The following is a 25,791-nucleotide window of genomic DNA, read 5'->3' as shown; positions in this document are numbered from 1 at the left end:
GAAAGGAGAGGGAAAATGTTCGAACTCGTAGACAACGTCCCGCAAAGCCCGGTAATCAAAGTTATCGGTGTGGGTGGTGGTGGCGGCAACGCCGTTAATCACATGGTCAAGAGCAACATCGAAGGTGTGGAATTCATCTGCGCCAACACTGATGCTCAAGCGCTGAAAAACATCGGCGCACGTACCATCCTGCAACTGGGTACTGGCGTTACCAAAGGTCTTGGCGCTGGCGCCAACCCTGAAGTAGGCCGTCAGGCTGCTTTGGAAGATCGTGAGCGCATTGCAGAAGTTCTGCAGGGCACCAACATGGTTTTCATCACCACTGGCATGGGCGGCGGTACCGGTACCGGTGCAGCTCCGATCATTGCTGAAGTGGCCAAGGAAATGGGCATTCTCACCGTAGCGGTGGTGACTCGTCCGTTCCCGTTCGAAGGTCGCAAGCGTATGCAGATCGCCGATGAAGGCATCCGCATGCTGTCTGAAAGCGTCGACTCGTTGATCACCATTCCTAACGAGAAGCTGCTGACCATCCTCGGTAAAGACGCCAGCCTGCTGTCGGCTTTCGCCAAGGCAGACGATGTTCTGGCCGGTGCCGTTCGCGGTATCTCCGACATCATCAAACGTCCGGGCATGATCAACGTCGACTTTGCCGACGTGCGTACCGTGATGAGCGAAATGGGCATGGCAATGATGGGCACTGGCTGCGCCAGCGGTCCGAACCGTGCACGTGAAGCGACTGAAGCAGCCATTCGTAACCCGCTGCTCGAAGACGTCAACCTGCAGGGCGCTCGCGGCATCCTGGTCAACATCACTGCCGGTCCTGACCTGTCTCTGGGTGAGTACTCGGACGTGGGTAGCATCATCGAAGCGTTCGCCTCTGAGCACGCAATGGTCAAGGTCGGTACTGTTATCGATCCGGACATGCGCGACGAGCTGCACGTGACTGTGGTTGCCACCGGTCTGGGCGCGAAAATCGAGAAGCCTGTGAAGGTTATCGACAACACCCTGCAAACTGCCCAGCCGTCTCAGGCTCAGCCTGCTGCTGCTCGTCAGGAAGCCCCGTCGGTCAACTACCGCGACCTGGATCGTCCTACCGTGATGCGCAATCAGGCTCACGCAGGCGCTACAGCCGCAAAAATGAGTCCGAATGACGATCTGGATTACCTGGATATCCCGGCTTTCCTGCGTCGTCAGGCTGATTGATGAAATGTATCAGGGGTATTAGGGTGATTGGTGTTCAGCAAAGGCCGGGTCTGCTATCATCGCCAGCCTTTGTTGATACCAGTTCGCAACTTGCGCTGAAGCGGCCAATGCCATGATTAAACAACGCACCCTGAAAAATATTATCCGTGCCACAGGTGTCGGTCTGCACTCCGGGGAGAAGGTTTACCTGACCCTCAAGCCTGCACCTGTGGATACCGGTATCGTGTTCGTACGTGCTGACCTCGACCCCGTCGTGCATATTGCTGCCCGCGCGGAAAATGTCGGTGACACCACACTGTCGACCACACTGGTCAGCGGTGATGTCAAAGTCGACACCGTGGAACATTTGCTCTCGGCCATGGCTGGCCTGGGCATCGATAACGCTTACGTTGAACTGTCTGCCTCCGAAGTTCCGATCATGGATGGCAGCGCGGGTCCCTTCGTATTCCTGATTCAGTCGGCTGGCCTGGAAGAACAGGACGCGCCGAAGAAATTCATCCGGATCCTGCGGGAAGTGACACTGGAGGAGGGCGGTAAACGCGCTACTTTCGTGCCTTTCGAAGGGTTCAAAGTCAGTTTCGAGATCGATTTCGATCACCCGGTCTTCCGCGACCGCACTCAAAGTGCAAGCGTGGACTTTTCCAGCACTTCCTTCGTGAAGGAAGTCAGCCGTGCCCGTACCTTCGGGTTCATGAGTGACATCGAGTACCTGCGCAAGCACAACCTCGCACTCGGCGGCAGTGTGGAAAATGCCATCGTGGTGGACAAGGATGGCGTACTGAACGAAGACGGCCTGCGTTACGAGGACGAATTCGTCAAACACAAGATTCTTGATGCAATTGGTGACCTCTACCTGCTAGGCAACAGCCTGATAGGTGAGTTCATTGGCTTCAAGTCGGGGCATGCACTGAACAATCGTCTTCTGCGTAAATTGATCGCCGAAACAGACGCGTGGGAAGTCGTGACCTTCGAAGATGCCAGTACTGCACCGATCTCTTACATGCGCCCTGTAGCGGCCGTGTAAGGTCAGCTTTACTCTCCTTCCTTTTTGCTGTTTTTAAAGGCTGCCCTCGGGCGGCCTTTTTTTATGGGTTTTTTTTGACGCTGCGCGGATCTGTAGGAGCTCACCGAGGCTTGGGCTCGGCAGCGATTGGCAAATCAACCTTTAGGCTTGGCGTGACTTGCCAGGCGCTCCAGTGCTGCGCGCAACTTCGGATCGGTAATGCCGTCAGCCGTTGCCTGAATGCTCTCGGCCGCCACGGTGGACAAGTCCATTGTATGGCCCGCCGCGCCCTGAGGGGCGGTAGGTGGCTGAACCTTGAAGACAATGCGAGTCAGGCAGGCGAATTCGTCGAATGCGGTCAATTGCCGCTGCAAACGTTTTTGTTGATAGCGCAAACGCGTCGCCCAATGACCGTCCGTCACAATCAACAACAGGCTGCCTTCGCGCCAGGAAGCGACATGACAATGTTCGCGCGCAGCCGGTTGTAGCTGACTTTCGAGCAGCCGCTGCAGGTGCCCCAAACGCTGCGCGTGATGAAAAATACCTTTGAGAGGTTTTGCTTCACGTAGCAGGACAGCGGGTGCCCGAGCGGGGAGTGGACGGAACGCCATGAGTGAAAACCCTGGATGACAAGTTTGTCATGTTATCAGAAAGCGCCCGCCAGCCCTTGTTTCAAGCGGGTCTGAGAGATTTGTGCGCAAAATCAACGGTTAACTTCTGCTCTTGACGGGTTGAACTCTCAGGAAATGACCCTATCTACAAACAGCCCCGTCACAGCGCTGTGCCAGCATCGTGGAATAACGCCACTTTCCTCACCATCGTTTCCGGGTAGAATGCTCGTTCGCATGCGGCCATGAGGGCTGCACGGGCGACTCACGGGGCCGCCCTCCATTCCTATGTCTGGAAGATCCTGTCGATATGTTTGCGCCTTTGTTAAAAAAACTTTTTGGAAGCAAGAACGAGCGTGAAGTGAAGCGCATGCTCAAGACGGTACAAGTCGTCAATGCCTTCGAAGAGCAAATGGTGGCCCTTTCGGACGAGCAACTACGTGCCAAGACCGAAGAGTTCAAGGCCCGCTTAGCCAAAGGTGAGACCCTCGATAAGCTGCTTCCTGAAGCTTTCGCGGTCGCGCGTGAAGCGGGTAAGCGCGTCATGGGTATGCGCCACTTCGACGTTCAGTTGATTGGCGGCATGACTCTGCACGAAGGCATGATTGCCGAGATGCGTACCGGTGAAGGTAAAACCCTGGTGGGTACGCTGGCGGTTTACCTCAATGCGCTGTCCGGGAAGGGCGTGCACGTGGTAACGGTCAACGATTACCTGGCCCGCCGTGACGCCAACTGGATGCGTCCACTGTATGAGTTCCTCGGTCTGAGCGTCGGCATCGTCACGCCTTTCCAGCCGCCTGAAGAAAAGCGTGCGGCTTACGCGTCGGACATCACCTACGGTACCAACAACGAGTTCGGTTTCGACTATCTGCGCGACAACATGGCGTTCAGCATGGACGACAAGTTCCAGCGCGAACTCAATTTTGCCGTGATCGACGAAGTGGACTCAATCCTCATCGACGAAGCGCGTACGCCGCTGATCATCTCCGGTCAGGCTGAAGACAGCTCCAAGCTCTACACCGAAATCAACCGTCTGATCCCACGCCTCGTGCAGCACATCGAGGAAGTGGAAGGCGAGGTGACCAAAGCCGGTCACTACACCGTTGACGAGAAAACCCGTCAGGTTGAGCTGAACGAAGCCGGTCACCAGTTCATCGAAGAGATGCTGACTGAAGTTGGCATGCTGGCTGAAGGCGAGAGCCTGTATTCGGCACACAACCTGGGTCTGCTGACTCACGTCTATGCCGGTTTGCGTGCGCACACGCTGTTCCATCGCAACGTCGAGTACATCGTTCAGGACGGCCAGATTCTGCTGGTCGACGAGCACACCGGTCGTACCATGCCGGGTCGTCGCCTGTCCGAAGGCCTGCACCAGGCCATCGAAGCGAAGGAAAACCTGAATATCCAGGCCGAAAGCCAGACCCTGGCGTCGACCACATTCCAGAACTACTTCCGTCTATACAACAAACTGTCCGGCATGACCGGTACAGCGGACACCGAAGCGTTCGAATTCCACCAGATCTATACGCTGTCGGTGATGGTTATTCCGCCAAACAAGCCGTTGGCGCGCAAAGACTTCAACGACCTTGTGTACCTGACCGCAGAAGAGAAGTACGCGGCCATCGTGACCGACATCAAGGCCTGTCTGGCTGAGAATCGCCCGGTGCTGGTAGGTACTGCGACCATCGAAACTTCCGAGCACATGTCCAAGTTGCTTAATCAGGAAGGTATCGAACACAAGGTTCTGAACGCCAAGTTCCACGAAAAAGAAGCTGAAATCATTGCTCAGGCCGGTCGTCCTGGCGCGCTGACCATTGCGACCAACATGGCCGGTCGTGGTACCGACATCCTGTTGGGCGGTAACTGGGAAGTTGAAGTTGCTGCGCTGGAAAACCCGAGCCCGGAGCAAATTGCACAGATCAAGGCCGATTGGCAGAAACGCCATCAGCAAGTGATCGAAGCGGGTGGTTTGCACGTTATCGCTTCCGAGCGTCATGAATCGCGCCGTATCGACAACCAGCTGCGTGGTCGTGCCGGTCGTCAGGGCGATACCGGTTCGAGCCGCTTCTACCTGTCGCTGGAAGACAGCCTGATGCGTATCTTCGCCTCAGATCGGGTGAAGAACTTCATGAAAGCGCTGGGCATGCAGTCCGGTGAAGCGATTGAGCACCGCATGGTGACCAACGCGATCGAGAAGGCACAGCGCAAGGTTGAAGGGCGCAACTTCGATATTCGCAAGCAATTGCTCGAGTTCGATGACGTGTCCAACGAGCAGCGTAAAGTGATCTACCACATGCGTAACAGCCTGCTGGCCGCTACCAACATCGGTGACACTATCGCTGAGTTCCGTGAAGACGTGCTCAACAGCCTGATCAGCCAGCACATTCCGCCGCAGTCGATGCCGGAGCAGTGGGATGTACCTGGTCTGGAAGCCGCACTGGAAAGCGATTTCGGTGTGAAGCTGCCGATTCAGCAATGGCTGGATGAAGACGATCACCTGCACGAAGATACACTGCGTGTGAAGCTGCTCGAAGAGCTGCTGGGCGCGTATAACGAGAAAGAAGAGCAAGCCAGCGCTGATGCGTTGCGCACCTTCGAGAAGCAGATTCTGCTGCGCGTTCTGGACGATCTGTGGAAAGACCACCTGTCGACCATGGATCACCTGCGTCACGGTATCCACTTGCGCGGCTACGCTCAGAAGAACCCGAAACAGGAATACAAGCGCGAGTCTTTCACGCTGTTCCAGGAACTCCTGGATTCGATCAAGCGCGATACCATCCGTGTGCTGTCGCACGTTCAGGTACGCCGCGAAGATCCGGCCGAGGAAGAAGCTCGTCTGCGTCGCGAGGCCGAAGAGCTGGCGCAGCGCATGCAGTTCGAACATGCTGAAGCGCCAGGCCTTGAGCAGCCGGAAGTCCTGGTTGAAGAGGGTGTCGATGTAGTCTCCATACCCGTGCGCAACGACCAGAAGCAAGGTCGCAACGAGCTGTGCTGGTGTGGTTCGGGCAAGAAGTACAAGCACTGCCACGGCCAAATCAACTGATACTGATTTGAACCTGTAGCGTGTTTTGAGCAACAAAAAGTATTAACGCCGCGACTGGCTTACCCGTCGCGGCGTTTTTCAATCGATTGCCGTACCGATGCGGGCGGCACAGATATCTTTCAAGGAGCGCACCTCATGGCTGTTGGTCTTGGTCCTTTGCCGACACTGCACCCGGTTCCAGGTTTTGAACTGGGCATTTCATCTGCCGGCATCAAACGCCCGGGCCGCAAGGACGTTGTGGTCATGCGCTGCGCAGAAGGCTCCAGTGTCGCCGGTGTTTTCACCCTAAACGCGTTCTGCGCGGCACCGGTGATCCTCGCAAAGCAGCGTGTAAACGGCCCTGTCCGTTATTTGCTGACCAATACCGGTAACGCCAATGCCGGCACCGGCGAGCCTGGTCTGGCCAATGCTGCGCGCACTTGCGCCAAACTCGCCGAGCTGACCGGCGTCGACGCCAATGCCGTGCTGCCGTACTCGACAGGTGTGATTGGCGAGCCGCTGCCTGTGGAAAAGATCGAGGGCGCGTTGCAAGCCGCCCTGGATGACTTGTCTGTGGATAACTGGGCTGCTGCGGCAACTGGCATCATGACCACCGACACGTTGCCAAAAGGCGCGAGCCGTCAGTTCCAGATCGACGGCGTGACCGTCACTGTGACTGGCATCAGTAAAGGCGCGGGCATGATTCGCCCGAACATGGCGACCATGCTGGGCTATATCGCTACCGACGCTAAAGTTTCACAAAGTGTCCTGCAGGACCTGATTCGTGACGGCGCCAACAAGTCGTTCAACCGCATCACTATTGATGGCGACACCTCGACAAACGACTGCTGCATGCTGATCGCAACCGGTCAGGCCAATCTGCCGGAAGTGACCGAAGCCAAAGGTCCTCTGTTCGATGCGTTGAAATCAGCCGTATTTGACGTGTGCATGGAGGTGGCTCAGGCTATCGTGCGCGACGGCGAAGGCGCGACCAAGTTCGTGACCGTTGAAGTCAACGGCGGTGGCAGTCATCAGGAATGTCTGGACGTCGGCTATGCAGTGGCTCACTCGCCATTGATCAAAACCGCGCTGTTTGCCTCCGACCCGAACTGGGGTCGCATCCTGGCAGCTGTAGGCCGTGCTGGCGTACCGGATCTGGACGTGAGCAAGATCGACGTTTTCCTCGGTTCCGTCTGCATCGCCAGCAAGGGCTGCCGCGCGACTACCTACACTGAAGAGCAAGGCTCGGCGGTAATGGCTGAAGCTGAAATCACCATTCGCATAGAACTGGGCCGCGGTGATTGCAGCGAGACCATCTGGACCACCGACCTGTCCCATGAGTACGTGAAGATCAATGCGGAATACCGCACCTGATCTGACGGAAACCGGACCTGTAGGAGCGAATTCATTCGCGAAGCTGGCATTCGACACGCTGAATATTTATCGAATGTACCGGCCTCTTCGCGGATAATCCGCTCCTGCAGGGAAGTGATCAGCTCGCTCTATCTGGAGAACTCCTCATGACCCTGCACCTGATCATCGGCGACAAACGCTACTCCTCCTGGTCTCTGCGGCCTGCACTGGCGCTGTACATGACCGGTGCGGCGTATACCGAACAACTGATTCGCCTGAATCAGAACAACACCCGCCAGCTAATTCTTGAGCACTCTCCGACCGGTAAGGTCCCGCTGCTGAAAACCGAACACGGCACGATTGCCGATTCGCTGGCAATCATTGAATACCTCGCTGACCAATTCCCCGAAGCTGGACTGTGGCCGAGCGATATAGCCGCTCGTGCTCAGGCGCGTTCAGCTTGCGCGCAAATGCACAGCGGCTTTACCGGCCTACGCTCCAATCTGCCGATGGACTTGCATCGTGATGCGGCGCTGGAAGTTATCTCGGTGGAAGCTCAAGGTGATATCGAGCGTATCGTCAAACTGTGGGCTGAATGCCGTGCGGCGGCGACTGAAGACGGTCCGTTTCTGTTCGGCAAGGTCAGCGCTGCTGACGCATACTTCGCCCCCGTAGTGATCCGACTGCGCACTTATCGGGTCGAACTGCCAGCCGAGGCGCTGGCGTACATCGAAACCATCTACCAATGGCCGTTGTTCCAGCGTTGGCAGAAGGCTGCTTTAGAGGAAGTCGAAGGGTGAAACGTATTCATGTAGCAGCAGCGGTCATTCGCGGCGTTGACGGCAGGATCCTTATCGCCCGGCGTGCCGACACTCAGCACCAGGGCGGTTTGTGGGAGTTTCCCGGCGGCAAGGTCGAACCCGGAGAGGCCGTCGAGGCAGCGCTTGCTCGTGAACTACAGGAAGAACTGAACATCGTCGTCACCCAGGCCAGGCCGTTGATCAAGATTCAGCACGACTACCCTGACAAGCAAGTGTTGCTGGATGTCTGGGAGGTATCAGCGTTTACCGGTGAACCTCACGGCGTCGAAGGGCAGCCGTTGGCCTGGGTGTCCAATCGAGAACTGGCGAATTATGAGTTCCCGGCTGCCAACCAGCCTATTGTTGCGGCGGCGCGTCTGCCCGGCGAATACCTGATTACCCCTGGTGAATTGGAAACTCCGCAGTTGCTTCGCGGCATGCAAAAGGCGATTGCTGGCGGTATCAAGCTGGTCCAGCTACGTGCGCCGAACGGCTATGACCCTCAGTACCGCGATCTTGCAGTGGACGCCGTGGGTTTGTGTGCCGGCAAGGCGCAGCTGATGCTCAAGGGGCCGCTGGAGTGGCTGGGCGACTTTCCCGCTGCGGGTTGGCACCTGACGTCGGCACAACTGCGCAAACTGGCCCCGAATGGGCGTCCGTTTCCCAAGGATCGCTGGCTGGCTGCCTCTTGCCACAATGCTGAAGAGCTGGCCTTGGCCGAGCTGATGGACGTCGACTTCGTGACCTTGTCACCGGTCCAGCCCACTCAGACTCACCCTGACGCTCAGCCGCTGGGCTGGGAGCAGGCTCAGGAGCTGATTGCAGGCTTTAGTAAGCCGGTATATCTGCTCGGCGGTGTTGGCCCTGCTGAACAGCAAAAAGCCTGGGAGAGCGGCGCACAAGGCGTGGCCGGAATCAGAGCGTTCTGGCCAGGGGAGTGACCTTGGCTCCAACAGGTGCTGCAATCATCCTGTGAGACCGAATTCATTCGGGAAGGCAGTATTGAAGCGATACATAAGCTGCGGATGTACCGGCCCCTTCGCGAATGAATTCGCTCCCACAGTAATCGCATTTTGCTTCAATCCTGAGGCTTCTTCGCCGCTTCCCACAATATCTCTGCAATACCCTGCCGCTTGGCAATCAATCGCGCCGCGACAAACAGCAGGTCCGACAGCCGATTGATATACGCCAGCCCAACCCCGGCCAAAGGTTCTACAGCGTTCAGGTGCTGACAACGGCGCTCGGCGCCGCGGGCAAGGCTGCGGCAGACATGGGCTTGGGCAATCAGCGCCGAACCACCGGGCAGAATGAAATTCTCCAGTGGGCCCAACTCTTCATTCCACAGATCAATCGCCGTTTCCAGGCGATCAACTTCTGCCTGATCGAGTGCCTGATAAACCGGCATCGCCAGCTCGCCACCCAGGTCGAACAGCCGATGCTGACACGGTGCGAGCACGTCGATTACCTCAGCAAGAGCAGGCGTTTGCGCCAATTGCTCGGCAAGCCCGGCGAGGAGTAATCCCAACTGGCTGTTCAGCGTATCGACTTCGCCGATAGCCTCGACACGAGGATGATCCTTCGGCACGCGTCGGCCATCACCCAGGCCGGTTTCGCCGGTGTCACCCGTGCGTGTGTAAATTTTCGACAAGCGAAAGCCCATTCTCAATGCTCCGTTATGGCGGCGAAATGACCGCTTCAGGCACGATCACCTGGCTACCTGCCAAGGGCAGGCGCAAGGTGAAGCAGGTGCCCTGGCCGACAGAAGAGTGCACCTCCATCTGGCCTTTGTGATTGTTGGTGATAATGAAATACGAAACCGACAGGCCAAGCCCGGTGCCCTGACCGATTTCCTTGGTGGTGAAGAACGGTTCGAACGTGCGCTTGCGCACCTGTTCAGACATACCAATACCGTTATCTTCGACCTGAATCTCAGCCCAGGGGGGATTGAGTTTTGTACGCAGGATGATTCGCCCCGGCTCGGCCTCTTCGGGGCGCTGATGAATGGCCTGCGCGGCGTTCTTGAGCAGATTCAGCAAAACCTGCTCCAGCTCGTTGGCTGTCCCCGGTACCGGACCCAGTTCCGGGTCGAACTGGCGAATGATGGCTTGGCCCTTGAAGTCGAAACCGATCGTCAGGTCAAAGTCATTGCTGGCGATCTCTACGGCTTGATCGATCAATGCAGGAAGGTCGCAAGGCGCCATCTGCCGCGTGCTGAGGCGACTGAAACTGAGCATATGGCTAACGATTTTTGCTGCGCGAGCACCGGCCTGCTGGATCCCGTCGAGTAGCTGCGGTACTTCCCGGCTGACCAGATAGCGATTAACTGTTTCCAGTTCGATGCCTTCAGCTTCGGCCTGCTCGATATTTTTCTGCAAGTCGACTGACAGGCGCCGCCGGATGTTCTGGACGTTATGCAGAATGGCGCCCAGCGGATTATTGATCTCATGGGCCATCCCTGCGGCGAGTCCTCCGACAGAAAGCATCTTCTCGGATTGCACCATCATTTCTTCCAGCGACAAACGCTGGGTGATGTCGTCCACCCGGATCACCACGCCCTGGCCTGCGCCGCCGGTCAACGGATAGAAGGTCAGCGCGTAATGGCGGCGTTCCTCATCCTTGATCCAGGTCACCCGTTCAATCTTGGTGACGCTGTGATTCTCGACCGTCTGTTTAAGCTGCGGCAGAAAAGTTTTCATCGGCGGGAAGGCGAGGAAGATCGGCTGATTGAGTGCCTCATCCAGCGGTGTCCCGGACAGTGCGCTGGCTTCCTGATTCCACTGGGTCACGTACAGCTGCTCATCAAGCGCGATCAGTGCCGAGGGCATCGAGTCGATGATGCTGTTCAGGTAGTTCTGGAAACCGGTGAGCTTCTTCTCGATCTTGCTACGCACCTTGACCTCAAGCTCTAGCTTGCGGTTGGTGTTCCGGGTTTCTTCGGCCAGCCCTTGAGCCTGATCGTATGCTTCCTGAGAGTCATCCCGGGCTCGTTTGAGTTGCTGCTCCCGCGCCTCGATACGCGACAGCATGGTGTTGAAAGCTTCAGCGAGACTGCCGATTTCATCCTTGTTGCCCGGCGCGGCGCGCAACGCATAACTCTCTTCGTGGGTGACCTGGCGTGACAGCTCTTCCAGTTGATAAATGGGTTCGGTAATCAACCGGCGAATCTGTCGGGCAATGACCAGCCAGAGCAATACGCTGAAGACCAGAATGCCGAGGCTGGCAGTCAGGGTGCCGGTGTAGAACGCGGTGGGTAATTCGCTACTGGCTACCAGCAGCAGGTGGCCCGGAGCCTGCCCGGCTTTTGGTACCGGGATCAATTGAGTGTTACGAAACTCTGTGATGCGCCAGCCTTCGATCTCGTTGAAGCGCTCGGGCAATTTGAGCTTTTCGCCCTGCTGTAATTGGCCGAGGCGCTCTCCGTTCGTGTCGTAAAGCGCAGCAGCACGCAACGGGCCGTAGTTTTTCAACTCCTTGAGCAACGATTCGGCATTCGTCGAAGAGTTGAGCGCCTGTTCGGCAAGGTTCGGATTGCTGATCAGGCGGCCAATGGTCTGCAGTGCCTGAGGGGCCATGGCCTCCTGGGAGATGTAATAGGCGGCACCGATGAATGTCAGATTGGCGACCAGCAGGACGGTGGTCAGCAAGACCAGCAGGGCTGCCAGTAGCTTCTGGCCGACCGGCAGGTTTTCCAGGCGTTGGCGCAATGGCATGAGACGAATCACATACGGATGAGGAATGTTCAGGGTAGCGCGCACTCTGGCCCTTGAGCAAACCGGGCGAGCCTTTGCCTGAAGCCTAATCGATGGGCAGGCCGTTTATTGTCAGGTGCTGAACCAGTCTGTTTTTGAGCTGTTGCAAATGTGGAACAGAACAGTGATGCCGATCAGCCGCTGCGCAGGCGTAACCTAACAAATAGCTGATTTCTGTGCGGCGTCGTTGCACGACATCCTGATGCATTGATGAGTAATTGGCTGCTGTTGCCTGAATGACTCGTTGCACATCACGATGCAAATCCACGGCAGCTTCGGGTTGGCCGCAGCACTGGAGCAGTTGGCTTAACTCCTCGCACAGCGTCGCCACTTCACAGTGATGTTGCGTCAACTCGCCGTTGCGGCAGTCGTAAAGTACTGTCAGTGGATTGATCGCGCAGTTCAGGGCCAGCTTGCGCCATAGCCGGGTAAGAATATCCGGCGTCCATTCATGGGGAATGCCAGCCTGTTGCAGCTCACTGAGCCATGCGGGAGGGCTGGGATCAGCAGGGTCACCCAGCCAGTTGTAACCATGCCCGGCAAATACCACGCGCCAGTCGCGTTCGCGAAACGCACCTTCTGTACTGGATGCGCAGATACAACGGGCTTTCGGGACCTTTGCGGCCACCGCGTCCTGACTGCCCAAACCGTTTTGCAGCAGGAGGATTTCCGCGTCAGGTGCCAGCCGCTGCGCCAGAGCAGCGACTGCCTGCTCGGCATCGTAAGCCTTGCATGCCAGCAACAGCCGTTGGATGGGTTCTGCACTGTCGAGGAGCTGTGCGCTGATCGCCAGGCGACTTTCGACACCTTGCTCTACCAGCGTCAAGGTGGCGCCATTGGCCTCGTAATCTGCCAGACGCGTGGCATTACGCATTAGCAGGCGCACTGGCAAACCGGCCCTCGCCAGGCGCGCTGCCCACAGGCTACCCAGACTTCCGGCACCCAGTACATGCCAGACGACGCTCATCAGCAAGTCACTGCGAGGCGAAGAAAACTGTGCAGGAGCGAGAAAACGGCTGTCGACATGGAAGGCTCGCAGTGAACGCGGGAAAAGTCTCGTTATAATAACCGGGTTTTATTCACATCAAAGACAGGCGTTCCGACACGCCATCCATTGGAGAAATGACATGCCCTCGTTCGACGTAGTGTCCGAACTGGATAAACACGAAGTCACTAATGCCGTCGACAACGCTATCAAAGAGCTGGACCGTCGCTACGACTTGAAAGGCAAAGGTGAGTTCGAGTTCAAGGAAAAGGACCTGACGGTCAACCTGACTGCCGAGGCTGAGTTCCAACTTGAAGCGATGATCGAAATCCTCAAGCTATGCCTGGTCAAACGCAAGATCGACGTCAAATGCCTTGAGGTCAAAGACGCGTTTGCGTCCGGCAAGTTGATGAAGCAGGACGCTGTGCTCAAAGAAGGCATCGACAAAGAGCTGGCGAAGAAAATCGTCGCGCACATCAAGGACGCCAAGCTCAAGGTTCAGGCTGCCATTCAAGGTGAGCAGGTACGCGTCACGGGCAAAAAGCGTGATGACCTGCAAGAAGCCATGGCCGTATTGCGTGCCAATGAATTTGGTATGCCACTGCAGTTCAATAACTTCCGTGACTGATCACCCGGCCTGAGCGTGGGGAACCTCTTATCCCCGAACGCGGGCCAGTGCAAGCGGTTGAACGCATCGGACCAGATCCGATGGTTCAGCCGCCAGTTTCGCGAATCGCAAGGAGATAAAGATGGATTTGAATGCCGAAGTGGATCATCTGGTAAAGGCCTCTCAGGCCTGGATTCCAATGATCATGGAATACGGCAGCCGCGTGCTGTTGGCCCTGGTTACCCTGACCATCGGTTGGTGGCTGATCAACCGCCTGACCACCAAAGTGGGCGCGCTATTGGCGCTGCGCAATGCTGACCTGGCATTGCAGGGCTTTATCAGCAGTCTGGCCAACATCATTCTGAAGATTCTGCTGATCGTCAGTGTTGCGTCGATGATTGGCGTGGAAACTACCTCGTTTGTCGCCGCTATCGGTGCTGCGGGTCTGGCCATCGGTCTGGCCTTGCAAGGCAGCCTGGCGAACTTCGCAGGTGGCGTGCTGATTCTGCTTTTCCGCCCATTCCGTATCGGCGACTGGATCGAAGCCCAAGGCATTGCGGGTACGGTCGACAGTATCCAGATTTTCCATACGGTGGTGCGGACCGGTGATAACAAGACGGTCATCTTGCCGAACGGCAACCTGTCCAACGGGATTATCACCAACACCAATCGTCAGCCGACCCGCAAGATCACCTTTGATGTGGGCGTTGATTACGAGGCTGACCTGAAGCAGGCGTTGCAGGTCCTGATGGACATGGCAGACGATCCTCGGGTCTTGCAGGACCCTGCGCCGCAGGCCGTGGTGGCTGCGCTGGGTGATAGCTCGATCACTGTTTCGCTGCGTGTATGGGTCAAGACCGGTGATTTTGGCGATGTGTCGAACCGCTTCAATGCTGAAGCCCGCGACCGTTTGCGTGCTGCCAACATTGATATTCCGTTCCCGCAGCGAGTGATTCGCGTGGTTCAGGATTCTCCGGCACCGCAGTAATTAACCTATGATTTTGTAGGAGCTGCCGAAGGCTGCGAAAGCATTCTGGCTGACACGCCGCCATCGCAGCCTTCGGCAGCTCCTACAGATTCAGCGTTGCAGCCTTAAAGTTGTTCTTGTGAGGGCTTCTCCGCCTCAAGCGCCTCAGCCGCCTTGTCCTGGCGGATCTCCTTGCTCCACTGCAAGATGATCATGATCAGCGTCGGAACACCCAACAGTGCGGTGATCAGGAAGAAGTTGTGATAGCCATATTTCTCCACAACGACCCCCGAATAACCTCCCAGCAAACGCGGCAGCAGCAGCATGATCGAGCTGAGCAGCGCGTATTGGGTTGCCGAGAATTTGAGGTTGGTCAGGCTTGATAGATACGCCACGAACGCTGAAGTCGCCAATCCAGAGCTGAAATTGTCCAGCGAAATGGTCAGCACCAGCATCTTCAGGTTCGGCCCCATATCGGCCAGCATCAGGAACAGCAGGTTGGTAGCTGCAGACGTCAGACCACCAATAAAAAGGATCGGCATGATGCCAAAGCGCACGATCAGCAATCCGCCAAAACCTGCGCCCAGCAGCGTCATGATCAGGCCGAAGATCTTGCTGACACTGGCGATCTGATCCTTGGTAAAGCCCTGATCGATGTAAAACACGTTGGCCATTACGCCCATGACCGTGTCTGACATTCGATAGGTTGCGATCAGCCCGAGCAACAGGAACGCTTGCCAGCGATAACGCAGGATGAAGTCGTTGATGGGCGTCAATACCGGCGCCAGGCCGCGTCGGCCCATTGAAGACAGGCACGCGACCGTCAGTACGATGTAGAGAATGGCGCGCAGGAAGGCGCGGTCTTCCATCAGCAAGTCAGTCCAGCTGGCGTTCTGAAACAGCACGCTGGCGAAGTCTGTGTTGTAGAGCTGGGTGAACATGGCCGGGACCGACACCAGCAGCACGATCAAGACGAACACAGAGGCCAGTTGGTGCGCGAAGCCATAGCGAGCCGCCGACAGCTGGGTGCGCAGCGCCACGGGAGGCTCGCGCATGATCAGGGTAGTGATCAAGGCTGGCAGCATCAGCAGACCGAACAGCACATACGTGCCTGTCCATGCCGAGTGTTTGTAGGCGAAACCGGTGGAGCCAAAGCCTTCAGCGAAATACAGCGCGCCCGCCGTGGCTAGCAGCGCAGCCACGCGGTAGCCAGACATGTAGCTGGCTGCGAGGGCTGCTTGCTGGGTATCGTTGGCAATTTCCAGGCGATAGGCATCGATAGCGATGTCTTGCGTGGCGGATGAAAAAGCCACCACAACAGCGATCGCGATCAGCCAGGACAAGTGCTGCTGCGGATCGCAGAATCCCATGCCGATGAGGCCCAGAATTACCAGACTCTGCGACAGCACGAGCCAGGAGCGACGTCGACCCAGCTTGCCCAGCAGCGGCAGGCGCCATTGGTCGAGAAGCGGCGACCACACCCACTTAAAGGCGTAGGCGAGCCCGATCAGGCTGGCATAGCCGATGGTTTCACGGGCGACACCGGCTTCACGCAACCAGACCGACAGAGTAGAGAACACCAACATGTAGGGCATGCCCGCAGCGAATCCGAGCAACAACAGCACTAACGTCGAGGGGCTGGCATATGCGGCGAGCGCGGCGCGCCAGGTTTTACGGGGCATGGGCTGGAGTCTGCCTCAGGTTACGAAAACAAAGGGCGCACTCTAACCGCAGTGCTCTATCGGACGCCAGCCATGACGCCGGATATCTACCCGATTGTTCTCCACAAGGATGCCTTCAGCGCGTAAACGGGCACGCTGTTCGTCGCCTGAAGCCGTCCCGACTGGCAAACTGACCTTGCCACCAGCACCTATCACGCGGTGCCACGGCAGTGAGCTGCCGTCCGGCAACTGGCTCAGTGTCCGGCCGACCCAGCGCGCAGCGCGGCCAAGGCCTGCCAGTTCGGCTAGCTGCCCGTAAGTGACAACTTTCCCTTCCGGTACCTGATTGAGCGTAAGGTACAGCGCTGTACGCCGGGCCTGTGCCGCGTCCATACCCGTCGGATCCGCGGAATGCCGTTGCTCGCTGGTCACTCTTTCCCTCCTGTTTATAGGCCTGTTTATAGCTTTTTTATAGATGGGCGGCTGTCCGGGTTTTGAACTACAGAAAAATCCCACGGTCTGTGTTTTCTGTGTCCGCGGCGGTCTTCGATTGCCTTGACGTCATCTTCACAGATGATGCCCGATTTTCCGCTAACTGAGCCTCCTAGTTGCTTATGCTGACCAGAACTCTGCTGTTCCTCGCTGCCTCCATCGCCGCCACTCCTTTGCTCGCCGACACCGTCTGGTTGAAGAACGGCGACAAGATCACCGGTACCATCAAGCTGTTCGACGGCGGCAAACTGCTGATCGAGACCTCCTATGGGGGCGCAATCCCTGTGGACTGGAAACAGGTCAAAACCCTGGAGAGTGACCAGCAGTTGATGGTCAAGCAGGATCAGTATCAGGGTGAGATTGCGAAGTCGCTGCAAGCGTCGGATGACGGCAAAGTCACGCTGACCAATGGCGAAGCGCCGAAAACCGTCGAGTTGGCCAGCATTCAGCAGATCCTCAAGCCCAAGCCGGTCATCACTGATCTGGTATGGAAAGGTAACGTCGATCTGGCAATGGACTTCCAGAAGGCCGAGAACGATACCGACGACTACAACCTGGCCTTCAAGACCTCGGCTCGTCATGGTCAATGGCGGCATAACGCCAAAGGCGATTACAACCGCGAGACTCAGGACGATGTGGTCAGCACCGACAACTGGAGTGCCGAGTACTCCATCGACCGCTTCCTGACCGAGAAATTTTTCTGGGATGGCCGGATCAGCTACAAGCGCGACAAAGTGGAAGACCTGAGCCGTCAGCGTGTTGTGGGTACGGGTCCTGGCTACCAGTTCTGGGATGACGAGTTGGGCGCTTTCAAGCTCGGCGCTCTGCTTAACCGCACTGATTACGAGTTCTCCAATGGGAACAAGGAAAACTTTTATTCCGTGGCGGGTACGTGGGACTACAACCGCTTCCTGATCGGTAAAAAAGTTGAATTCTTTACCAACGGTGAGCTAGGCAGGCCGTTGAGCAACGTTGCTGACTACGCCCTCGATGCAGAAGTCGGGCTGCGTTACAAAGTCACTGACTGGGCTTCGTTGAACCTGAAAGCCGAGAAAAACGTCATCAGCGGCTCTGACGATGGCGATCTGGATAAAACCCGCTACACCGCCGGTTTTGGTGTGACCTGGTAACGGCTGGCAAGCCTGTTTTCAGATATCTCCCGCTCGGCGGGAGAGAAATTGTGTGGTGCGCCACAAACCCGTGGGAGCGAATTCATTCGCGAAAGGGCTGGTGAATCCACAGCCTGTGTATCGCCTGAAAATACAGTTTTCGCGAATAAGTTCGGTTCCACGGTCAACGCCAGCCTCGGCACGCAACTCCCCCCCCAAGAACTGCAAAAAAGCTGATCGTAATAATTATTAACTTGTCTTTCAAACCTGTGCACGTGCCCAATCACAGCTGATTATTATTCAGCTTTATTTATACGTGCGTCGATTGTCGACAGGTTCGTTACGAGGAGTCATCAGATGAGTGTTAAGGCCATCAAGCAGGCGCGGGAGCTGCTGCTCAAGGAATACAGAGGCGTGCTGTCCACGCACTCCAAATCCATGCCGGGTTTCCCTTTTGGTTCTTCGGTACCGTATTGCCTTGATGACCAGGGACGACCGCTGATTCTGATCAGCCGCATTGCTCAGCACACCCACAACCTGGGCAAAGACGCTAAATGCTCGCTGTTGGTGGGCGAGCGCAAGGCTGACGACGTTCAGGCGAGCGGGCGCGTGACGGTCATGGCGGAGGCCCAAAAGCTTGTTGAGCCGGACGCTATCGAAAGAGCGGCTCAGCGCTATTACCGTTTTTTCCCCGAAGCGCAGAGCTATCACACCGCCCATGATTTCGATTTCTGGGTGTTGGTGCCGGTGCGCTATCGCTTTATCGGCGGCTTCGGTGCAATTCACTGGCTGGATCATGTTGAGCTGGCGAATCCGTTTGCGGGTTCCGCCGAAGCCAGCATGGTCGAGCACATGAATGCTGACCATGCCAACGCGATTGCCCACTACGTACAGCTCACCGGTCTGCCACAAGGCGAAGCGGCACAGTTGGCAGGTATCGACAGCGAAGGCATGCACCTGCGCATCGGTCAGAGCCTATACTGGCTGGCTTTCAGTGAGCCCTGTAATACACCGAAACAAGTCCGCGAAGCCTTGGTTCAGCTGGCTCACGCGGAAAAATGGCCCACTCGTGATAGTCAGGAGGCTTGAATTCACGCTTTGATGACGTCACGTAGGGTCTACTGCAAGGCATTCTTGCGTTGAGGAATTCAATTGATGCGTGTTTTTCTACTGCTGTTCCTTCTTTTTCCGGTACTGGAGCTGTTCGTTCTGGTACGGGTGGGCATGTCGATCGGCTTCTTTCCGACATTCCTGATGGTGGTCGCAACTTCGCTGTTGGGCCTGTTCGTTATCCGGGTTGCCGGGTTTGCTACTGCCATGCGCGCGCGCGAAAGCCTGTCGCGTGGCGAGTTGCCTGCCCAGCAGATGCTTGAGGGTTTGATGATTGCCGTCGGTGGCGGGCTTCTTCTGTTGCCGGGCTTTATCAGTGACATCCTTGGCGTGATCTGCCTGTTGCCTGTTACACGTCGTGTGCTGGTCAACACCATGCGCAAACGTGCTGAAGAGCAGGCTATCCGCCAGCGTGCTTTCGCAGAGGACATGCCGGCGAGCAACGATCCGGGCCGTCCGGGGGCGATCCACCCTCCGACTCGCGAACCGGATGTGATCGAAGGCGAGTTCGAGCATCGCGACAAATAATCCCGTCCATAGCCCCGCTGCGCGGCACCTCAGGGTGCCGCGTGCGTTTTGTGTCGCGGTAACTTTCAACAAAAAAATTCAGTGGCTGGCCTTGTAATCACCATGCCCGCCCTTATGTATGGGTCACCGCAAGGTTTCTGGCCATTTCGCCAGACCGTATTCTGCGGTTCGCTCGTCGAACCGTAACCGGCAACGCCGGATGTTTTAACCGACTGGTGTGATCACCGGTCGCTCAAAAACCATAATTAGGAGATCGACAATGAAGCTTCGTCCTCTGCATGACCGCGTCGTAATCCGTCGCAGCGAAGAAGAATCCAAAACTGCTGGCGGTATCGTTCTGCCAGGTTCGGCTGCTGAAAAGCCAAACCGTGGCGAGATCCTCGCTGTTGGTACCGGCCGTGTGCTGGACAACGGTGAAGTACGTGCGCTGGCCGTGAAAGTGGGTGACAAAGTGGTGTTTGGCCCGTACTCCGGCAGCAACACTGTGAAAGTAGATGGCGAAGACCTGCTGGTGATGAGCGAGAACGAAATTCTCGCGGTCGTCGAAGCCTGAGTCACCCCACTAGTTTCCGTTACTACTCAAAGTATTTAAGGAAGATCGATCATGGCTGCTAAAGAAGTTAAATTCGGCGATTCTGGCCGTAAAAAAATGCTCGCCGGTGTCAACGTCCTGGCTGACGCAGTAAAAGCAACCCTGGGCCCAAAAGGCCGTAACGTCATCATCGAGAAGAGCTTCGGCGCTCCTCTGATCACCAAAGACGGCGTTTCGGTTGCCAAAGAAATCGAACTGAAAGACCGTTTCGAAAACATGGGCGCGCAGCTGGTCAAAGACGTTGCTTCCCGTGCAAACGATGACGCTGGTGACGGTACTACCACTGCAACCGTTCTGGCTCAGGCTATCGTCAACGAAGGCCTGAAAGCCGTCGCTGCCGGCATGAACCCGATGGACCTCAAGCGCGGCATCGACAAGGCGACCATCGCCATCGTTGCTGAACTGAAAAAACTGTCCAAGCCTTGCACCGACACCAAGGCTATCGCTCAGGTAGGGACTATCTCTGCGAACTCCGACAATTCCATCGGCGATATCATTGCTGAAGCCATGGAAAAAGTGACCAAAGACGGCGTTATCACCGTTGAAGAAGGCACTGGTCTGGAAAACGAACTGTCCGTTGTTGAAGGCATGCAGTTTGACCGTGGCTACCTGTCCCCGTACTTCATCAACAAGCCGGACACCATGGTTGCCGAGCTGGACAGCCCGCTGATCCTGCTGGTTGACAAGAAAATCTCGAATATCCGCGAAATGCTGCCCGTTCTGGAAGCAGTGGCCAAAGCTGGCCGTCCGCTGTTGATCGTTGCTGAAGACGTTGAAGGCGAAGCCCTGGCGACTCTGGTTGTGAACAACATGCGTGGCATCGTCAAAGTTGCAGCCGTCAAGGCTCCAGGCTTCGGCGACCGTCGCAAGGCAATGCTGCAGGACATCGCTGTCCTTACTGGCGGTACCGTTATCTCCGAAGAAATCGGCCTGAGCCTGGAAACCACTACCCTGGAACACCTGGGTAATGCCAAGCGCGTTGTGCTGAACAAAGAAAACACCACCATCATCGACGGTGCTGGCGTTCGCACTGACATCGACGGTCGCATCTCGCAGATTCGTCAGCAGATCGGTGACACCACTTCGGACTACGACAAAGAAAAACTGCAAGAGCGTCTGGCCAAGCTGTCCGGCGGCGTTGCGGTAATCAAGGTCGGCGCTGGTTCCGAAGTTGAAATGAAAGAGAAGAAAGCCCGCGTTGAAGACGCCCTGCACGCTACTCGTGCAGCCGTTGAAGAAGGCGTGGTACCTGGCGGTGGCGTAGCGCTGGTTCGCTCCCTGCAAGCAATCGCCGAACTGAAAGGCGACAACGCCGATCAGAACGTCGGTATCGCTCTGCTGCGTCGCGCTGTAGAAGCTCCACTGCGCCAGATCGTTGCCAACTCCGGTGACGAGCCAAGCGTTGTAGTCGACAAGGTCAAGCAGGGTTCGGGTAACTTCGGTTACAACGCTGCTACCGGCGAATACGGCGACATGATCGAAATGGGCATCCTGGACCCGGCTAAAGTGACTCGTTCTGCTCTGCAGGCTGCGTCCTCCATCGCCAGCCTGATGATCACCACCGAAGCCATGATCGCAGACGCTCCGGACGACAAAGCACCAGCTGGCGGCGGCATGCCAGACATGGGCGGCATGGGTGGTATGGGCGGCATGATGTAAGCCAGCTTCACCCTTTAGCTGTACCCCATAAAAGAACCCCGCCTTGTGCGGGGTTTTTTTATGGCTAGCGCGTGCAGCCGAAACTTTGCTTTTGCTTTTGCTTTTGCTTCAACGAAGTATCGCCATAAACGAATATCAAGTACGCCACTAAACGAGCGTCGGAAGGCTGAGCGTAGGTGTTGTGGTGTGGGTCGCTCGGCATGGATGCCGAGCGAGCGCCGTTGGGCCATGGATGGCCCGTCGGCGCGTGCCCACACCACGGCACCGGAGTCGAAGGTACCTCCGCGAAGCGGGGGCCGCACGTCAGCGATAAATGGTTTCCCCCCTTTGCCGAAACAAAGGGGGTCGACCGTCAGGGCGAAACCAGAATTCAGCAGCAGTGAGAATGTTGTTGCTGCCACTCGATCACAAAAATACCTAACCCTATCTGGCTCTTGCCCCCTATAGGCCTTAAGCTGCGCCAGCCTATTGCTGATGGAGGGCGTGCACATGCGAATTCTTCTTGTAGAAGACAACCGGGACATCCTGGCCAACCTTGCCGATTATCTCGGCATGAAAGGCTATACCGTCGATTGTGCACAGGATGGCCTCTCCGGATTACATCTGGCGGCAACCGAACATTACGACCTCATCGTGCTCGACATCATGCTGCCTGGCATCGATGGCTACACCCTCTGCAAACGCCTTCGTGAAGATGCGCGCCGCGACACCCCGGTCATCATGCTGACCGCTCGTGACCAACTGGACGATCGCCTGCAAGGCTTCCGCTCAGGCGCTGACGACTACCTGCTCAAACCCTTCGCCTTGTCTGAGCTGGCGGCTCGCATCGAAGCAGTATTGCGCCGCGCCCAGGGAGGCGGGCGACGCACCCTGCAAGTCGCCGAACTGGTGTACGACCTCGATACGCTGGAAGTAACCCGTGAAGGTCGTCTACTCAAGCTCAACCCGGTCGGCCTCAAGCTGCTCGCCGTTTTGATGCAGAAAAGTCCGCACGTACTGCGTCGCGAAGTACTGGAAGAGGCCTTGTGGGGTGATGATTGCCCGGACAGCGACAGCCTGCGCAGCCACGTGCACCAGTTGCGTCAGGTCATCGACAAGCCTTTTGACAAACCACTGCTGCAAACCGTGCACGGTGTCGGTTACCGCCTGGCCGAGGGCCGGGATGGAGTTTAAGCAGAGCCTTGCTCAACGCATCATCATCGCTTTCGCGTTGATGAGCGCGTTGGTGGCAGGCTCCTTTGCCATGGGGATCGTGGCGACTGTCCACCTGGTAGAAGAGAAACTGATTTCAGCTGGCCTGGGCGGCGACCTGCACCGTTTACTATTGCTCGACAGTGTCAGCGACTGGAGTCACCGTCCGGAGCCTGATCAGCTTTTCTATTTCAGCGGCGGCCCCGGCGATTTCGATATACCCAGCGACCTCAGGCATCTTGATCCCGGCTTCCATGAAGTATTTCGCGGCCCGCTGTCCTATCACGCCATGGTCGAAGTGGTAGATGGTCGGCGCTACGCATTACTCCAGGACCAGAGCGATTTTGAAGAGCGCGAGCGGGTCCTGTTCGCAGTCGTGCTGGTGGGGTTCGTGCTTGCTTTAGGCCTGGCAGTGTTTCTGGGTTGGGTGTTGGCTCGGCGGGTCATGGCGCCTGTTGTTCGATTGGCCCGCCAGGTACGCCATCGCGATCAGCTACTCGGGCTGGCGCCACCGTTGGCACCTGATTACGCCGCTGACGAAGTAGGCGAACTGGCTGTCGCTTTCGACGCAACACTGGGGCGCCTGCGTCAGGCGCTGACTCGCGAGCGTATGTTCACCAGCGACGTTAGCCATGAGCTAAGAACCCCGTTGATGGTGCTGGCCAGCTCCTGCGAGTTGCTGCTGGACAACCCGGCGCTTGATACCCGGGCGAGGGCGCAGGTCGAGCGGATTGCGAGGGCTTGCGAAGAGATGCGTGACCTCGTGCAGACCTTTCTCATGTTGGCCCGCACGCAACGTGAAGACGCCAACATGGTCCCCAGGGTGTCACTGGAGAGCGTTGCTGAAGACCTGATCGCACTCTGGCGTGACCCTATCGAAAGCAAAGGGCTGCAACTGACTGTTCGATCGATCGGCTCAAATGAGCCTTCCGGGATCCTCTATAACTCGACTTTCCTGCACGCGGTCATGGGCAACCTACTGCGCAATGCCTTGCACTACACCGATCAGGGATTCATCACTCTGACATTGCAGCAGGAAGGATTTCTGGTAGAGGACAGCGGTGTCGGAATACCGGAGGAGAAGCGAGAAGCCATGTTCGAGCCTTTCGTGCGGGGCAATGAACAGCGCGGCGAAGGTCTTGGCCTGGGCCTGTCACTCGTCCAGCGGATCTGCGAGAACCAGGGCTGGAGCGTCAGTTTAAGCCCGATGGAGCCTAACGGTTGTCGTTTTAGCGTGAAGCTCAAGAAGTAGCGGAAGATAAAATATTCACCGGTCCTACACCTCTGTGTTTCGATTTCGAGACAAATCTGACACATCCGCGAATCACTCATCATCAAGACTGCTAAGTCATTGACGTATCTGGAAACATCTCGATATTCCTCCAACGCTTTTTTCACATAAGCATGACCTGAAGATCACAACGTGCTGTCTATCTTGGCCGGCATCCAGATCAGAAGGTGCCCCTCATGAGCAAGCGAATTGAACTTGAGTTCTCACGCAAGTACGACAAGGACCATGCCCAACAATATTTGCAAAAGCATAAGGACAATCTGTCCCGCCGCTTGTCTCATTGGCGCGATGAGCAATTGGCAAGGACTGCTTTGCATCGTGCGGGGGACCCCGGGTTAGTGCTTGATCTGCCCTGCGGCGCAGGTCGTTTCTGGCCATTGCTGGCAGAAAAATCGAACCGGATGATCATCGGTGCAGACAACTCGGCAGACATGCTCAAGACTGCTTGTGCTGCTCAGCCAGCAGAAGTGGTGAAACGGGTACAACCCTTGCAGACATCTGCATTCGACATAGACCTGCCTGATAACGCCGTGGACAGCATTTTCTGTATGCGGCTGCTGCACCACGTCGGCCAAGCCGATCATCGCCTCGCTCTGTTAAAGGAGTTTCAGCGTGTTACACGTGACAGTGTGATTGTTTCACTCTGGGTGGATGGCAATTTCAAAGCATGGAAACGCAAGCGTCTCGACAAGCAGCGCATCGCGAAAAATGGGCAGGATAGTTACCAGAATCGCTTTGTGTTACCGGCCGCTACTGTCGAGGCCGAGTTTGAACAGGCGGGATTTCGTATTCAGGAGCGGTTGGATTTTTTACCGACGTACGCCATGTGGCGTGTGTACCTATTGCGCAAGAGGTAACAAGATGGGCGTGCAAGTTGCTGTGGAGCCCACGGTTTCAAAGGATGAGCGTTTTGATTTTTTCTGGACGCAGCACGGAGAATGGGTTGAAGAACCCAACCAGCGCCGTGGTGGCGAAAGCGGTGTACAACGAGTGCTTGACGATAATGGTCGCCTGATTTACGTCAAGCGGCAGGTCGGGCATATCTATCGCAGCTGGCTGCACCCGTTTGGGCGACCGACTGTGTTGCGTGAGCGCGACGCCATCCAGGGCTTGAGCGAGCTTAATGTCAACGTTCCCAAGCTGATTTTCTGTGGGGCGCAGCGCGATCAAAGCAAGGAGTGGCGTGCCCTGCTGGTCACCGCTGCGCTTGATGGCTATGTCGAACTTGATAACTGGTATGCCGCGGGTGGCCGGGAGCAGTATGGCGAGGCCCTGCATGATCAAGTGCTCCAGGAACTGGCCAGCAATCTGGCACGCATGCATTTGGGGCGTTGGCAGCACGGCTGTCTTTATATCAAGCATGTATTCGTTCGCATCGTCGGCGAAGGTGCAGATGCCAAAGCTGAAATTGCGTTGCTCGATCTGGAGAAGTGTCGACGCCGTTTGACTCCCGTCGCTGCCGCCCGTCATGACCTCAGACAGTTGCGCCGCCACTCGTCGTTCTCATCAACAGATTGGCAGAAGTTGGTCTACTTTTACGAGGCAGCGTTTGGCAGCGCTATCAAGGGTTTAGACTAATGAAACTAGAACTGGCACGAGGTTTGTTCATTCTAGGTGCGCTGGTGGTCACTTCCGTCGCCATGGCCGCTTGGGTTGAACCTGGAACAAAGGTTTTGAGCGCGTTGCATGGCGAAGGACATTGTCCGTTACCACGGATAGCGAAAACTCATGATGCGGTAAGCCCAAGTCATGATCTGTTGCTCCTGATGTTCGGCTTGGCTCAAGGCTCGGGAACGGCGCGTTAGCGTTAACAGCTTTCGCGACATCGACTTTAAGGCCCCTTGATTGGGGCCTTGTTGTG

At 56.7% G+C, this 25,791-nt stretch carries 24 protein-coding genes; 18 read left to right on the top strand and 6 right to left on the bottom strand.

Translation table 11 applies throughout. The features are described from left to right. Positions 1-15 precede the first annotated feature (15 nt). Entirely contained in the window at positions 16-1,203 is a 1,188-nt protein-coding gene (gene ftsZ / locus EE949_RS02830) for a cell division protein FtsZ (RefSeq protein WP_027900248.1), read from the top strand. 112 nt (positions 1,204-1,315) lie between these two features. Next, a complete protein-coding gene (gene lpxC / locus EE949_RS02825; protein ID WP_027900249.1) occupies positions 1,316-2,227 on the top strand; it encodes a UDP-3-O-acyl-N-acetylglucosamine deacetylase in 912 nt (303 codons plus the stop codon). Positions 2,228-2,361: 134 nt separating this feature from the next. Here the strand turns inward: lpxC and EE949_RS02820 are convergent, their stop codons facing one another. Then, positions 2,362-2,817 (bottom strand): DUF721 domain-containing protein, encoded by a 456-nt coding sequence (locus EE949_RS02820; RefSeq protein WP_122662692.1) that lies wholly within the window; start codon positions 2,815-2,817, stop codon positions 2,362-2,364. A 307-nt stretch (positions 2,818-3,124) separates the two neighbouring features. Between EE949_RS02820 and secA the strand changes: the two genes are divergently transcribed. The 4 genes from secA (at position 3,125) to EE949_RS02800 (ending at position 8,930) form a co-directional block, all read left to right on the top strand. Further along, positions 3,125-5,857 (top strand): preprotein translocase subunit SecA, encoded by a 2,733-nt coding sequence (gene secA, locus EE949_RS02815; protein ID WP_122662690.1) that lies wholly within the window; start codon positions 3,125-3,127, stop codon positions 5,855-5,857. Positions 5,858-5,992: 135 nt separating this feature from the next. Then, the gene (gene argJ, locus EE949_RS02810; protein WP_122662688.1) at positions 5,993-7,210 is read left to right on the top strand and encodes a bifunctional glutamate N-acetyltransferase/amino-acid acetyltransferase ArgJ; all 1,218 of its coding nucleotides are present in this window, start codon (positions 5,993-5,995) and stop codon (positions 7,208-7,210) included. A gap of 146 nt (positions 7,211-7,356) precedes the next feature. Continuing rightward, positions 7,357-7,989 (top strand): glutathione S-transferase family protein, encoded by a 633-nt coding sequence (locus EE949_RS02805; RefSeq protein ID WP_122662686.1) that lies wholly within the window; start codon positions 7,357-7,359, stop codon positions 7,987-7,989. Continuing rightward, positions 7,986-8,930 carry a Nudix family hydrolase gene (locus EE949_RS02800; protein ID WP_122662684.1) on the top strand — a complete coding sequence of 315 codons (945 nt, stop codon included), beginning with the start codon at positions 7,986-7,988 and terminating at the stop codon, positions 8,928-8,930. Before EE949_RS02805 ends, EE949_RS02800 begins: the two co-directional genes overlap by 4 nt. Positions 8,931-9,067: 137 nt before the next feature. Here EE949_RS02800 and EE949_RS02795 read toward each other — a convergent pair whose 3' ends face one another. The 3 genes from EE949_RS02795 to EE949_RS02785 all read right to left on the bottom strand — a co-directional run bounded on the left by EE949_RS02795 (position 9,068) and on the right by EE949_RS02785 (position 12,705). Further along, positions 9,068-9,649 (bottom strand): cob(I)yrinic acid a,c-diamide adenosyltransferase, encoded by a 582-nt coding sequence (locus tag EE949_RS02795; RefSeq protein ID WP_122662682.1) that lies wholly within the window; start codon positions 9,647-9,649, stop codon positions 9,068-9,070. A gap of 13 nt (positions 9,650-9,662) precedes the next feature. After that, a complete protein-coding gene (locus EE949_RS02790) occupies positions 9,663-11,699 on the bottom strand; it encodes a sensor histidine kinase (RefSeq protein WP_122663196.1) in 2,037 nt (678 codons plus the stop codon). Between the two features lie 85 nt (positions 11,700-11,784). Continuing rightward, positions 11,785-12,705, bottom strand: coding sequence for a putative 2-dehydropantoate 2-reductase (locus tag EE949_RS02785; protein WP_122662680.1), 921 nt, complete (start codon positions 12,703-12,705; stop codon positions 11,785-11,787). Between the two features lie 160 nt (positions 12,706-12,865). Here EE949_RS02785 and EE949_RS02780 point away from each other — a divergent pair, with 160 nt between their 5' ends. After that, complete coding sequence (locus EE949_RS02780; protein ID WP_122662678.1) at positions 12,866-13,351, top strand: YajQ family cyclic di-GMP-binding protein; 486 nt, start codon at positions 12,866-12,868, stop codon at positions 13,349-13,351. A 121-nt stretch (positions 13,352-13,472) separates the two neighbouring features. Continuing rightward, on the top strand, positions 13,473-14,318 hold the full coding sequence (locus tag EE949_RS02775) for a mechanosensitive ion channel family protein (protein WP_122662676.1): 846 nt from the start codon (positions 13,473-13,475) through the stop codon (positions 14,316-14,318). Between the two features lie 104 nt (positions 14,319-14,422). On the opposite strand, the gene EE949_RS02770 is transcribed toward EE949_RS02775, so the two are convergent. Both EE949_RS02770 and EE949_RS02765 read right to left on the bottom strand, forming a co-directional pair. Then, positions 14,423-15,979 carry an AmpG family muropeptide MFS transporter gene (locus EE949_RS02770; RefSeq protein WP_122662674.1) on the bottom strand — a complete coding sequence of 519 codons (1,557 nt, stop codon included), beginning with the start codon at positions 15,977-15,979 and terminating at the stop codon, positions 14,423-14,425. A 42-nt stretch (positions 15,980-16,021) separates the two neighbouring features. Beyond that, positions 16,022-16,351: an MGMT family protein gene (locus tag EE949_RS02765; protein ID WP_122663195.1), complete on the bottom strand. Its 330-nt coding sequence runs from the start codon at positions 16,349-16,351 to the stop codon at positions 16,022-16,024. Positions 16,352-16,572: 221 nt separating this feature from the next. Here EE949_RS02765 and EE949_RS02760 point away from each other — a divergent pair, with 221 nt between their 5' ends. The 10 genes from EE949_RS02760 to EE949_RS29765 all read left to right on the top strand — a co-directional run bounded on the left by EE949_RS02760 (position 16,573) and on the right by EE949_RS29765 (position 25,735). Beyond that, complete coding sequence (locus EE949_RS02760) at positions 16,573-17,580, top strand: DUF481 domain-containing protein (RefSeq protein WP_122662672.1); 1,008 nt, start codon at positions 16,573-16,575, stop codon at positions 17,578-17,580. Between the two features lie 336 nt (positions 17,581-17,916). Further along, positions 17,917-18,648 (top strand): HugZ family protein, encoded by a 732-nt coding sequence (locus EE949_RS02755; protein ID WP_122662670.1) that lies wholly within the window; start codon positions 17,917-17,919, stop codon positions 18,646-18,648. Positions 18,649-18,714: 66 nt separating this feature from the next. Further along, the gene (locus EE949_RS02750; protein ID WP_122662668.1) at positions 18,715-19,197 is read left to right on the top strand and encodes an FxsA family protein; all 483 of its coding nucleotides are present in this window, start codon (positions 18,715-18,717) and stop codon (positions 19,195-19,197) included. Positions 19,198-19,456: 259 nt separating this feature from the next. Further along, positions 19,457-19,750: a co-chaperone GroES gene (locus EE949_RS02745; RefSeq protein ID WP_020292988.1), complete on the top strand. Its 294-nt coding sequence runs from the start codon at positions 19,457-19,459 to the stop codon at positions 19,748-19,750. Between the two features lie 51 nt (positions 19,751-19,801). After that, positions 19,802-21,448 carry a chaperonin GroEL gene (gene groL / locus EE949_RS02740; protein WP_122662666.1) on the top strand — a complete coding sequence of 549 codons (1,647 nt, stop codon included), beginning with the start codon at positions 19,802-19,804 and terminating at the stop codon, positions 21,446-21,448. A 489-nt stretch (positions 21,449-21,937) separates the two neighbouring features. Then, positions 21,938-22,621 (top strand): two-component system response regulator ColR, encoded by a 684-nt coding sequence (colR, locus tag EE949_RS02730; RefSeq protein WP_027900279.1) that lies wholly within the window; start codon positions 21,938-21,940, stop codon positions 22,619-22,621. Further along, a complete protein-coding gene (locus EE949_RS02725; protein ID WP_122662664.1) occupies positions 22,611-23,891 on the top strand; it encodes a sensor histidine kinase in 1,281 nt (426 codons plus the stop codon). The genes colR and EE949_RS02725 overlap by 11 nt, the downstream gene beginning before the upstream one ends. 215 nt (positions 23,892-24,106) lie before the next feature. Beyond that, positions 24,107-24,787, top strand: a complete 681-nt coding sequence (locus EE949_RS02720) for a class I SAM-dependent methyltransferase (protein WP_122662662.1) — start codon at positions 24,107-24,109, stop codon at positions 24,785-24,787. 4 nt (positions 24,788-24,791) lie between these two features. Then, entirely contained in the window at positions 24,792-25,508 is a 717-nt protein-coding gene (locus EE949_RS02715) for a lipopolysaccharide kinase InaA family protein (RefSeq protein WP_122662660.1), read from the top strand. Next, positions 25,508-25,735 (top strand): hypothetical protein, encoded by a 228-nt coding sequence (locus EE949_RS29765; protein ID WP_122662658.1) that lies wholly within the window; start codon positions 25,508-25,510, stop codon positions 25,733-25,735. The genes EE949_RS02715 and EE949_RS29765 overlap by 1 nt, the downstream gene beginning before the upstream one ends. The last annotated feature ends 56 nt before the right edge of the window (positions 25,736-25,791 follow it).

Source organism: Pseudomonas viridiflava (assembly GCF_900602065.1).
GTDB lineage: Bacteria > Pseudomonadota > Gammaproteobacteria > Pseudomonadales > Pseudomonadaceae > Aquipseudomonas.
Note: the sequence above shows the minus strand (reverse complement) of the source record. Positions and strands in the feature narration are given on the sequence as shown.